This window comes from Frankia sp. AiPs1 (assembly GCF_023716945.1).
GTDB lineage: Bacteria > Actinomycetota > Actinomycetes > Frankiales > Frankiaceae > Frankia.
Genome location: NZ_JAMQQF010000160.1, coordinates 1 through 11,823, shown reverse-complemented (window position 1 = coordinate 11,823; position 11,823 = coordinate 1). Strand labels below are relative to the sequence as shown.

Here is an 11,823-nt window from a genome sequence, read left to right as displayed (position 1 = left end):
GCCCAGGCGGGCCAGGCAGGGCAGGGGGGTCCGCGCTCGCGGCGCGCCGAAGCCGACGAGCTGGTCGTCGGCCGCAACTCGGTGGTCGAAGCGCTGCGGGCCGGGGTGCCGGCGTCGAGTCTCTACGTCGCCGGCGGCCTGGACTTCGACGAGCGGCTCGCCGACGCCCGCCGCCTCGCCACTCGGGCCGGCATCGCGGTGGTCGACGTCGCTCGTCCGGACCTCGACCGCATGTGCGGCACGGCGCCGCATCAGGGGCTCGCCCTGGCGGTCCCGCCGTTCCGCTACACCCATCCCGACGACCTGCTCGCCCGGGCGCGCGCCGCGGCTCCCGGCCTGGTGGTCGCGCTCGACGGGGTCACCGATCCCCGCAACCTCGGTGCGGTGGTGCGCTCCGCGGCGGCCTTCGGCGCCCACGGCGTCGTGCTACCCGAGCGTCGCGCCGCCGGGATAACCGCCGCCGCCTGGAAGACGTCGGCGGGTGCCGCCGCCCGGCTGCCGGTCGCCCGGGCCACCAACCTCGCCAGGACCCTCGTGTCCTATGCCGAGGCCGGCCTGTTCGTCGTCGGGCTGGCCGCGGACGCCGACACGACGATCGACGAGCTCGAGATGGCCACCGATCCGATCGTCCTGGTGATCGGGTCCGAGGGGCGCGGGCTGTCCCGGCTGGTCGAGGAGCGCTGCGACGTGACGGTCCGCATCCCGATGGCGGGGGCGGTCGAGTCCCTCAACGCCGGGGTCGCCGCCGGCATCGCGCTGGCCGAGATCGCCCGCCGCCGCCGCGGCGCCTGAGCACCGCGGCGCCTGAGCACCGCGGCGCCTGATCGCTGCGGCGGTCCCTGGCCGGTGGCCGGCCGAACGGTGACGCAGCCGAGTCTTGCGCGGCGGAACGCTGAGCCCGCCGCGGTGCCCTTGTAGCCTCATGCCCTACTTGGGCGTCGGGCCATCTCGGGGGAACGGACGACGGTGCGGGGCAGGCGGGAACCGTCGGCGCGGCTGTTCGCGCTACCGCGGTTCCTCCTGCCCGAACCGCAGCCGCGGCTGACTCTGCTGCCCACCGTCGCGCTGCGGCTGGTGCTGGCCGCGGTCTTCGCGGCGTTGCGGCTGTACGCGGCGCTCTTCGGCGTCGGATTCGTGCTGCTGTGGCACGACTGGTACGCGGGCCATCCGCTCGGCCTGCTGGTCGCGGCGCTGGCCGCCGGCTGGTCGCTGATGTTCGCCCTGGTCGCGCTGCATCGCGGTATCGGGTGGGCGTTGGCCACCGGCAACGTGGTCGTCGCGCTCGTCCTGGCCCTGGGGGCGCGCCTGTGGCTGCCGCCGGAATCAGTCGGCGACTCGGCCTCGTTCGTGCTGCTCGCGGCGACGCACGCGACGGCGGTGGCCGCCTGGGCCTTCCCCACCGGCCCGTTCCTGGCCGTGACGGCGCTGACGGCCGGTGCCTTCGTGGCCGGGGCGGCCGGCACCGGGCCGCCGTCCCCGAGGTCGCTCGCCGCGATCGTCTGCACGGCCCTGCTTGTCCGATATATCCGTCCGCAGGTGCGCGCGCTGGCGGGCGGGGCCCAGGCGCGGCTGGCCGAGGTGGCCAAGCGGCGCGCCGGCGAGGACGACGTGCTCACCCTGCTGCGCGAGCAGCGGGAACACGAGCTGACGATCCACAACGCGGTGCTCAACACCCTCACCGGCATCGCCTGGGGCGGCGGCGGCGACGGACATCTCACCCGCCGCCGCTGCGCCGACGGCGCGACGGCCCTGGACGAGCTGGTCGGTCAGCCCGAGCAGCAGCCGCGCCGAGCCGGCCCGGTGCACCGGCCGTCGGCCGGCGAGATCCCGGCGGCGGCACGCGGACCGACGTCCGATGAGGGCGCGGCCGGCGATGTGCTGGTCGAATCCGGGTCGGCCGGCGATGTGCTGGTCGAATCCGGGTCGGCCGGCGGGGCTGGCCGTCCGGACCCCTGGGCGACGGTGGCGCCTGCAGCCGGCTCACTGCGCGCCATCTACACCGCGCAGTTACGTCACGTGACCAGTCGATTCGCCGCACTCTGGTTGATCCTGCTGGTTCTGCCCGCCGGCCGTGCCCTGCCCCATGTCCGCTCGGTCCCGCTGGCGCTGGCGATGCTGCTCGCGCCGCTCGTCGCGGTGGCCGTGGCCCGCCGCCGTTTCCGAACCGGGCCGTTGACGCAGGCGGAGGCGGCCGCGGTGGTGCTGCTCTGCCTGGGGATCGCGGTGGGCGGCGGGTGGAACGCCGGCGACGCCGACGAGGTGCGGACCATGGCGTGGCCGATGGTCAGCGTGCCGCCGTTGTTGATGCTGGTGACGGTGTCCCGCCCGGTGTGGCGATGGGTGCTCGCGTCGGTCACCGTCGGCGCCACCATGATCGCGGTGTGCCTGCTGACCAACCCGCGGGACCCGTTCGCGCTGTCCCACCTGCTCATGCTGCTCTATTACTTGTGGATCATGCAGATCTGTCTGGTCATGGTCGGACCGTTGCTGTGGAGCACGGCCGATGTCCGGGCCTGGGCCAGTCACTGCGAGCGGGAGCTCGGCCGGCGAGCCGGGAACCGGGACCGGATGCGCGAGCGTCGCAGAGTGCTGCTGCGGGCCGTCGAACGGGACGTGGCGCCCCTGCTGGCCGGCGTCGCGGCGGGCCGGCTCGACCCGCAGGCCGACGTCGTGCGGTCGGAATGTGCCCGGCGCGCGGTCGCCGTGCGGCGGCTGCTGTTCGACGACGAGGCCGTGCACACCGCGATCGGGGCGGCCATCAACGCCGCCGAACGGCACGGCACGGTCGTTTCCAGCCAGATCTCCGGTGGTCTCGACCAGCTTCCCGCCTCGGTGCGCGGCGAGTTCGTCGAGCAGTTGCACCACGCGCTGCGGGTGATGCCAAGCCGCCGGGTTCTGCTCACCGTCACCGCGCAGTCGCATACGGCCAGCCTGTTCCTGTCGTGTTCCTGGCCGGCGGGCCAGTTGCCGCCGGCACCATCGGGTCGGGCCATCGACATGATCGTCGATGTTGACGACGGGCAGCTCTGCATGGAGCTGCGCTGGCCGCCCGCGGGGGTGCCGCTCGGGCCGCGACCGCAGGCGGGGATGCTGGCCGGCGGCCGGTCCGGGGACGTGACGGAGCCCCGCCCCCCGCAGGGGGGACGGGGCTCCTGACCCGCGCTGGGTCGCGTCGCCTCGCGCCGGCGACGGCTCACGATCTGTCGAGCACGATCCGATCGATCATGTGCGGATCAGAGTCGGCCGAGTGCGGATGTCGGCGCGGTGTATCGGGGCCTCAGATCCGGTGACCCCAGCAGGGCTTCGACGCGTACCAGGGGCTGGTGCCGGCCTGCGCGTAGAGCTGGCGGGCACGCTGCCACTGCTCCCCGACGCTGGCGTGCTGCGGCAGACCCCTGCCGCCCAGACCGTGCCAGGTGCTGGGCAGGAACTGGAACAGGCCGCCGGCTCCGATGGAGTTGACCGCGTGCGGGTTCCCGCCGGATTCGCAGGGAATCACGGCGCTCAGGAAGTGGTCGGCGTTGGTCCCTGCGCTGGCCGGCTGGGACAGCGCGAGGCCGCCGCCGACGGAGGCGGCGAGAGTGGTGGCGATGACTGCGGCTCGGGTGCCAAGCTTGATCCGGTTGAGGCCCCGACCGAGCGAACGAGCGTTGGACATTGAATTGCCCTTCCCCACGCCTGCGAGGTGAGCTGTCGGGTTCGGGCTGGGAATGCCCGGCCGCGGTTCGCGGCTTCACCCCTAGGACGCCTGACATCGGCGCCCGGAATTGGTTCCCCCGTCCCTGCCGCAGGTTTGATTCTCATCGGGTGGGGGCAGGATTCGGCGTGCCACCCGACGTCTGCCATCAGTTGACGGCATGGCAACGAACATAGCTGAGCGTGACCCCGGGAAATCAAGGGTACGTGAAAATAGGCACAGTACGTTCGAACGTCTTCCATTGATCTTCTTCTGGCAGTTTCGCGCCCGCGTGCGCGCTCGATTCTAACGGATTTCCGAGCTCCGCGGAATGCCTGTTCTGCGGTTGGTCGGCCACGCTGACCGTAAACCCTTCGCGGTCCGTGGCCGATTCTCTCCCGGGCGTGGCGGGGCGCGGTTTCTACCCGCGTCGATGGTGTCGGTAACGAAGTCGAGAAAAATTCCGCAGCGGCTTCGCTGGCAACCGGCTCTTCCGCGCTTTTGCGAACTATACGGCACGCCGCGAGTCATCCCGCCTAAAGAGGATGTGTCCGGCAGGCGGACGGCAGAGTCGGTGACCGGCGCCCGGCCGGGCGGCGCGACCGGCCGGCGGGCTGGGGGTGCGGCCGGCGGGCTGAGGCCGGGATCGGCCGGCCGGCGGGGGCGGGTCTTGGCGGGTGCTGCGGGCTCAGGGGGTGTAGGTCCAGGCCGAACCCGTGCCGCGGTACTGCTCGACGGGGATGGGCACGACCCCGGGCCGCATCCGGTCGGTGTAGAGGCGCCCGTGCAGGTGGTCGATCTCGTGGGCGACCAGGCGGGCGAGGCCCTGCCGATACACCGTGATGTGCCGGCGGCCCGAGGTGTCGGTGTGCTCCACGTGCAGCTCCAGGGACCGCGGGACGATCCCGCGGGCGTCGAAGAAGCTCAGGCACCCCTCGTACTGCTCGTCGCTCTCGGGGACGGACTCGATGACGCGCGGGTTGAGCAGGGTGAGGATGTCGCCGTCTGCGGAGCGCACGATGGCCGCCGCCCGGTTGATCCCGATCTGGGGCGCGGCGATGCCCATCCCCTTCCCGAAGGTGTGCAGCGCGGACACCCGCTCCATGGCCGAGGACAGCTCGGCGACGACGCGGCGGGCGTCCTCGGCCTCGGCGGGCAGCTCGAACGGCCGGGCGGGCTGGTGGAGCATGGGATCGCCCACCTGGACGATGCCCGCCGCGGCCATCTGCTCGCTGGGCCGGGCGATGCTTCGGCCGGCGGGATCCCGATTCGGCGCCCCGGCCCGAAAGTTCCATTCCAGCCGATACCGGGCGTGCAGCGAAGGATTGTTGGTGGACCAGGTGAAAACGCGCCTCTTGGCATCATCCGTGCGGGCGATCGCGGTGCGGAACGGGAAGGCATCCGCCGTCATCGACGTCTCCATGCCCCAGACCACGGGATCGACCTCGGCAGGGAAGTCCAGCACGACCGACAGGAAGCTGGTCGGTACCCGGACGGCCCGCTGGAACCACGGGCCCCACTTCTCCTCGCCGACCCGGTAGCTGTACTCGATCCAGGCTGATTCGCCCGGGTAGAGGGGGAATCGGCCGCGATTGTTCTCGAACAGCAGCCAGACCTCCTTCAACGCGTCCCAGTCGGTCTTGACCTGCCAGGACATCTGCTCGCTGCCGCAGTGCGCGCTGAGCTGCAGCTCCTCCCACCGCAGCGGATTGCTGCGGTAGAGCCTGGCGGCGCGTTCCTGGTCCCCGGGAAAGCGGTCGACGGAGATCCGCATCAGATAGCGGGTCACCGGTTCGACGCCGGTGTTGAGTACGAGCCGGCGCTGATGGGCGACGTACATGCCGTCCTCGTACCGCAGCTCGGCGCGATCCTCCTCGACGACGAGCCCACCCGGATCGGGGCCGGCCCGGGTGGCCCGGGCGGCTGCGACCGGCTCGGCTGCCGTGCTGGCTGCCAACGAGCTCGGTGGCGGCGGGGCCACCCGGCCATCGGGTTCGGTCGACCGGGCGCCCGGCGAACGGGAGGCGACGACGTCGCCCGCCTCGTGCGCCGCCTCCCACGGGCGAGCGGCGAGCTGGAAATAGGCGCCCGGGATGCGCAGCGCGTCGGCGATGCGCTCGATCAGGGAGAGCCGGGCGATGTGGTCCTCGCCCTGCATGATCCGGCTGACCCGGCTCTGGCTGAGGCCCTCGACCGGCGACGCGATGCGATTCTGGCTCGCGCCGTCATACTTCTTCATCAGCCGGAAGGCCATCCGGAAGTCCCGGGTCTCGCACGCGGTCCGGAAGTCGGACCGGGCGAGCAGGGTGCGGGAGACCCGGTAGGGACCGGATTCGTAGGACATCGACCGGCCTTCCGTCGGGCTCCGACCTGCGCCGATCGCCCTGCCGGGACAGCGGAAAGTCCGATGCGTCAGGCCGTGGCTGAGACGTCAGGATCACGACGCTATGCCAAACCGGCATAGTTTGCCGGCGCTTGCCGCGACTGCGAGGTTGTCGTGGATCCGACATCCGGTCCGGCCGGATGGGCGGGCGGCACCGCGGCGGATCTGGTAGGCGACCGGCCGGCCGGCCCCCGGCCGGCCCGGCTGGGTCATCCGCCCATGCCCCTTCTGGGGGAGGCGGCGAGGTTGTCCATGCACCGCCGGTGCGGGGGGGCGCGCAACGGTGCGGATGCGGGCGTGGTCCGGTCCGGACCAGCCGAGCCCATACGAGAAGAGCATGCCTGACTGACGTTTCCCGGCCACCCCGGCTCGGACGACTCTGGATGCAGGCCGGCCCCGCCCCGCGTCGAGCCGCGACCTCCGCCGGGCGGGGCCGGCGCACCCGGCGGGCCGGTTGGTCACCGCCGGCCCGGACGGGAGGGGCGGACCGACGGCCACCGACCCTGGTGGCCGGCACCAGCGTCGGTGGCGGCCACCAGGGTCGGCCGGTCGGGCGTCGGCGCAGGGATTGAGGGCGCAGGCAGTGCGGGCGCAGGGGGTGTAGGTCCGGAAGGGCGGTGCCGATCGTGACAGAGCCGAGGAGAGATCATGATCGACCTGCGGTCGTCTACGGCGTCGTCCGGTTCGCGCCGGGCGGCAGCCGGCAGGTTGCCGACGTGGTGATCACCTTCGTCTCCGCGTCGGCGGCGGACGACTTCGCGGCCGAGCAGGGCTGGCCGGAGTACGAGGTGGCGCCGGTGCGCTTCTTCGTCCACGAGCGGCAGTCCGCCGTCGCCGAGGTATCCCCGCCGATCCGGCCCGCTGCCTCCCCGGCCTCGTCCCCCGCCGCTCCCGGGCAGTCGCCGACCGGTGCCGGCCCGGGGGAGCCGGCCGTCGCCGCCGACCGGCGGCCGTGGACAGGTGACCCTGCCCTGCCCAAGCAGGGTCACCGAGCCGCCGCCGATCCGGCCGGACCCCCCGGATCGGCGGCGCCATCCCTCGCTGGCCAGGCGGAGACGGCGGCGGCCGGAACACAGCACGCGAGCGCCGCCCAAGCGGGGGACCGCGAGGAGGCCGGGCTGGTCTCCGTCGAGCCGTGGGGGCTGGACCGGTGGGCGGTCGCGCTGTGCGCGGGGTCCGATCCGGTGGAGGCGTTCCGAGCCGTCGGCCGGTTGCCGGCCGGCCTGGTCCTCACCGCCGCCTACGGCGACGTCGACGTGGTGCTGGTGTACGGCCGGGTTCCTGACGGCGACGCGCCGCCGGACCGGCCGCCGACGGTCGTGGAGACGGCGCTCGCAGCCGAGCCGGCGGAAGTGGCGACGGCGCGCTGGATGACGGCGGGCGAGCGGGAGGCGTTCCGGGCGGGGTACGCGGCCGCCGTGGACGGCGTTCGGCGCGCCCTGGGGTAAGCCACGGGTCGGGCCGCGGTGCTCGTCCCTCAGCCGTCGTCCCTCAGCCGTCGTCGCGCAGGTGCAGCGTGACGCGGTCGGTGTCGGATGGCCAGGCGGGTACCCGCAGCACCGAACGGTGCGCCGCCTGCCCTCGAGGGGTCACTGCGACCTCGATCGAGCGGTCACCCGCCGGGATGTGCAGATCCGCACCGGTGATGAAGCCGATCCCGAAATAGTCGGGGATCGGGGCCAGGACGTTGGAGGCACCGTCGGCATCGTGATCGAAGAGGTACACGGCGAGGGCCAGCTTGGACCGCGGGGCCACCGCCGGGCTCAGGACATTCGTCCCGTCGACGGTGAGGACGTCGCTGTTCCGGCCCTGGTCTCCCCACCATTCCAGGGCGCGGCTCACGACGAGATCAGTTTGTTTCGGGTCGGTCTTCATACCGCCGCCGATCTCCTGGCCCGGCCGGCTGGTCAGGAGACGGACGAGTCGATCGCTGCGGCGGAAGGGCTGGTAGTAGAAATGGTGGACGGGTTCCCCGGCCCGGACAACGGCGAACTCGTAGGTGGCGGTGCCATCCGCCCGGAACGGGCCCCAGGAGCCGTCGGCGGCCAGGGTGAAAAGGCCGCCGAGTCCCTTCGGCAGGCGCTTACCCGTCTTCGGGTCTAGCCGGTAGACCTCCAGCCGGGCCTTGGCGACCCCCGTGTTCTCGGGATAGAGCAGCGCGCGGCCGGAGATGTCGATCTGACCTTTCGCCGCGACGATGTCGGTGGTGAACGGCTCGGTCCCGGTGAGGAAGCGGAACATCTCCCGGAAGGTGCCCGTCGACGTCAGCAGGCTGTTGCGCTCCTGGGCGGGGAAGCGGACATTGCTCGCGCCGGGCACCCGGAAGGTTGGATCCCCGGTGCCCCAGACGGCGAGCATCGGCACTCCCCTGGGCGGTCCGCCTGCCAGGGAGCCCTCCACGCTGATCAGATGCGCGACCCGATCCGCCCGTGCTGCGGAGCTTGCCAGGTACCGCTCGGTGAGCGCAGCGCCCTCCGCCTGCCCGACCAGATCGACCTTCTTGGCCCTGGTCGCCCGGAGCAGATCCTGGATCGCCGTGTCAAGTTGCGGAAAGACCTTGTCCGGCGGACCGCCCCAGGACGACGCGTCGTAGTCGACGGCGGATATCCGGTCGGCGGGATATCCGTTGCTGGTGAACCGCTGCGCCTGCGATTCGAACTGGTCGCCCGAGCCGAGGCTGCCGTGAACGAACAGCAGCGGCAGGCGCGCGGTGTCCGGCGGTCCCACGGGGCCCGCCACCTCCCGGGCGAGCGCCGCGGAGCGGGCCTGGGCGGAGGCGGAGCCCTCGCTGGTGGAACACGCGGCCGTCACCGCGGCGAGAAGCACCGTGGCCGCCAAGCCGAACCAGCGTCCGCGAGGCATGCGACGCACCTTTCCCTGCGGGATGTTCGGCGGCCGCGGCCGGCCGCCACCGGGAATGCTCCACCCATTACGCTACAGAAGGGCGAGAACCCGCCGGAGCGGGGCGCAATCGCGTGGTCGAGTCGGCAAAAGCCATCGTTTTCAGCCGTCGCCCCCGGCCACTCGCGGCAGGGTGTGGCGTCCGTTGGGGTGGCGGTGAGAAGACTCGGACGGACGGCCGTGACTGCCGATAGCCGGTCGGGTCTCCGTACACGTCGTCCGGCGTGTCGGTGGGGTGAGTCGTCGCGGCGTGCGGTTCGCGGAGATGCCGCCCCACCGGCCGCCCGATCCGCCTGGTGCCGGACCCTGCGGCGACCCGGCCCGACCCGACTTCCGACCCGGCCCAGCCCGACCCGACCCAGCCCGGCCCAGCCCGGCCCAGTGCGATCCGGCCTGATCCGACCCGATTTGCTCCGAGGCAGGAGGGTCCGCGGCGCCGGCGGGGCCGCGGCCGGAAAATGGGATGCGGATACCGCCCCGTGCCTGTCATGATTTCCGGGTGGACGCTGCGGGCGACGAGATTCCCTGGCAACGAATACGATCCGCCGATTCCTCGGCCGGCGATATCGGGAGCGCCGCTCGGGGTGAGCCGGGGCGGCACGCGGGGCTGCGTTCCTACCTGGGTTTCGTCGGTACCTTCAAGGGCTCCCTGCTGGTCGTGGTCGCCTGTTTCGCGGTCTCGAACGTGGCGCTCGCGATCCTGCCCGTCTTCATCGGGAGGTTCGTCCAGGCGCTGGCCCATACCACCGATTCCGCCGGCGGGTTGTACCGATATGCGGCCATCCTCATCGGCTGCAACATCCTCCATGACCTGACCTGGCGTACCGGCGAGCTCACCTATCTCCGCCTGCTGAACGATCGGGGCTACGAGTACGAGAACATCCTTTTCCGCAGCGTCATCAACGAGCGGTACCCGTACTTCGTCGGAAAGTTCACCGGCAAGATCAGTAGCTACATCGCATCGCTGGGCCGGGAGTTCCGGGAGATCCTGGAAACCACCTGCTTCACCTATGTGGAGCAGGTTATCCGAGTGCCGTCGATCATCATAATCATGTTTTCCGTCAACGTCTACTCGGGACTAACATTCCTGGTGGCCGTGCTGCTCATGGTGGCGGTCGGCCGGCATACCGTGAGCCGTTCGTCGCGGGCGGAGAAGCGCCTCGCGGACGAGGTCTCCGAGATGGACGGGTACGTGATCGACGTCATCGCGAACTTCGTCAGCGTGAAGTCGTTCCGCCAGGAGGCGGCCGAGTACGAGGAGGTGATCCGCCGCCGCCGCACCGTGATCGCGGCCGCCCGCAGCTCGTACTACTGGACGATCGTGTTCTGGGCCTCGATGTCCCTCGTGGTGCGCTATCTGGTCTGGCCGGTCTCGATCCTGCTCAACCTCCACCTGTACCTGACGGGTGAGCTGAGTCTGGCGCAGTTCACGACGTTCCTTTCGGTGCTGGTGATGTTCTCGGACTTCATCTGGGGCACGGTCTGGGAGATCGCGGAGCTGAACCTCCGCCTGGCCCGGGTGGAGGAGGCCTACCGCTACCTTTTCGCCGGCCGACCCGTCACCGCGGACCGGCCGGCCGCGCTGGCCGGGACGCCCCCGGCGGCCGTACCGGAAGCGCCGGGGCGGTTGGAGTTCCGTGGCCTGTCGTTCGCCTATCCCGAGAACGACGGCAGGCCGGTACTAGCCGGCATCGATCTGACGATCGAACCGGGCGAGAAGATCGGCGTGGTGGGCCGCAGCGGAAGCGGCAAGACGACGCTCGTCAAGCTGCTGCTCGGTTATTACCCGCTGCCGGTGGACATCGTCCGGTTGGATGGGCGCCCGACGTCGAACTATGCGCTCGCCGCGGGAATCTCCTACGTCCCGCAGGACACCACGCTGTTTCACCGATCCATCCGGGACAACATCACCTACGGGACGGCTGCCGTGGCCACCCAGGAACAGGTCGAGTCGGCGGCGCGGCGGGCCCATGCGCACGATTTCATCAGCCAGGCCCCCGAGGGCTACGACACCGTCGTCGGCGAGCGCGGCATCAAGCTGTCGACCGGGCAACGGCAGCGGATCGCGATCGCCCGCGCCTTCCTCGACGACAAACCCATGCTCGTTCTCGACGAGGCGACGAGCGCCCTGGACAGCGAGAGCGAGGTGCTCGTCCAGCACGCGCTGGAGGAACTCTGGCGTGGCAAGACGGTGATCGCCGTGGCGCACCGGCTGTCGACGCTGCTGAACATGGACCGCATCATCGTCCTGGCCGGCGGCGGCATCGTGGAACAGGGCTCACACCGCGAGCTTCTCGAGCACGGTGGCCGCTACCACGCCCTGTGGCAGCGGCAGAGCGGCGGCATGATCCCGGTCGAGTGAGGGGAGCGCCCCCGACCGGGGGCGGGTTGGTGCTCAGCCGAGCTCGTCCCAGGGCGCTTCGGAGCTGACGGCCGCGGCGATGAGCCGGGGGATGCCCTCGGCGAGGGCCGTCGACCACGGCGGCGGCGCTGTCGGGGCGCGAAGGACCGCCGGGAGGATGAGCGCCCCGCCGCATCCGGCCGCGAGCTGCACCGGCCCCCAGGGCCCACCGGGCAGGCAGGTACTTGTCGTGCGCCCGGCGGCGGACCCGGTCGTGAAGGCCGCGGCGATGCGTTTGGCGGTGGCGGTCGCGGCGGCGGCGGCGGTGGTTGCCGAGGGCGTCGTCGTGGCCGCCCCGGTTCCGCTCGCGGGGGTGGCGGCGGGCCCGGACTGCTGGGCCGGTGCCGGGTGGTCGACCTCCCGGATCGTCGCCGTCGGCGCCGAGCCCGAGCCCGCGTTCACCTCCGCCGCCGTCGCGGCGGCGGAGCCCGCCTCCCCGGTCGCGGTCGCGAGGTCCGGGCC

At 71.9% G+C, this 11,823-nt stretch carries 7 protein-coding genes, 1 pseudogene and 1 riboswitch; of the genes and pseudogenes, 4 read left to right on the top strand and 4 right to left on the bottom strand.

The window, feature by feature from the left end; genetic code table 11:
- Both rlmB and ND748_RS15680 read left to right on the top strand, forming a co-directional pair.
- Positions 1-792, top strand: a 792-nt coding sequence (gene rlmB, locus ND748_RS15685; RefSeq protein WP_251746547.1) for a 23S rRNA (guanosine(2251)-2'-O)-methyltransferase RlmB, incomplete at its 5' end; no start/stop codon positions are given.
- 174 nt (positions 793-966) lie between these two features.
- On the top strand, positions 967-3,156 hold the full coding sequence (locus ND748_RS15680) for a hypothetical protein (protein WP_251746546.1): 2,190 nt from the start codon (positions 967-969) through the stop codon (positions 3,154-3,156).
- Positions 3,157-3,277: 121 nt separating this feature from the next.
- Here ND748_RS15680 and ND748_RS15675 read toward each other — a convergent pair whose 3' ends face one another.
- Both ND748_RS15675 and ND748_RS15670 read right to left on the bottom strand, forming a co-directional pair.
- Entirely contained in the window at positions 3,278-3,658 is a 381-nt protein-coding gene (locus ND748_RS15675; protein WP_251746545.1) for a transglycosylase family protein, read from the bottom strand.
- 2 nt (positions 3,659-3,660) lie between these two features.
- Positions 3,661-3,836, bottom strand: a riboswitch (cyclic di-AMP (ydaO/yuaA leader).
- A gap of 528 nt (positions 3,837-4,364) precedes the next feature.
- Positions 4,365-6,020 (bottom strand): peptide deformylase, encoded by a 1,656-nt coding sequence (locus tag ND748_RS15670; RefSeq protein WP_251746544.1) that lies wholly within the window; start codon positions 6,018-6,020, stop codon positions 4,365-4,367.
- 665 nt (positions 6,021-6,685) lie between these two features.
- Between ND748_RS15670 and ND748_RS34650 the strand changes: the two genes are divergently transcribed.
- Positions 6,686-7,507, top strand: coding sequence for a hypothetical protein (locus ND748_RS34650; RefSeq protein WP_251746543.1), 822 nt, complete (start codon positions 6,686-6,688; stop codon positions 7,505-7,507).
- Between the two features lie 43 nt (positions 7,508-7,550).
- Here the strand turns inward: ND748_RS34650 and ND748_RS15660 are convergent, their stop codons facing one another.
- Positions 7,551-8,921 carry a lipase gene (locus ND748_RS15660; RefSeq protein ID WP_251746542.1) on the bottom strand — a complete coding sequence of 457 codons (1,371 nt, stop codon included), beginning with the start codon at positions 8,919-8,921 and terminating at the stop codon, positions 7,551-7,553.
- Between the two features lie 538 nt (positions 8,922-9,459).
- On the opposite strand from ND748_RS15660, the gene ND748_RS15655 reads away from it, so the two are divergent.
- On the top strand, positions 9,460-11,322 hold the full coding sequence (locus tag ND748_RS15655) for an ABC transporter ATP-binding protein (RefSeq protein ID WP_374215935.1): 1,863 nt from the start codon (positions 9,460-9,462) through the stop codon (positions 11,320-11,322).
- Between the two features lie 33 nt (positions 11,323-11,355).
- On the opposite strand, the pseudogene ND748_RS15650 reads toward ND748_RS15655, so the two are convergent.
- A pseudogene (locus ND748_RS15650) lies at positions 11,356-11,823 on the bottom strand (serine/threonine protein kinase); the annotation flags it as partial.

Bases quoted from the DNA above. Each gene is read 5' to 3' on its own strand.
- ND748_RS15670 (WP_251746544.1), bottom strand. From the start codon at position 6,020: ATGTCCTACGAATCCGGTCCCTACCGGGTCTCCCGCACCCTGCTCGCC.
- ND748_RS15660 (WP_251746542.1), bottom strand. From the start codon at position 8,921: ATGCCTCGCGGACGCTGGTTCGGCTTGGCGGCCACGGTGCTTCTCGCC.
- ND748_RS15675 (WP_251746545.1), bottom strand. From the start codon at position 3,658: ATGTCCAACGCTCGTTCGCTCGGTCGGGGCCTCAACCGGATCAAGCTT.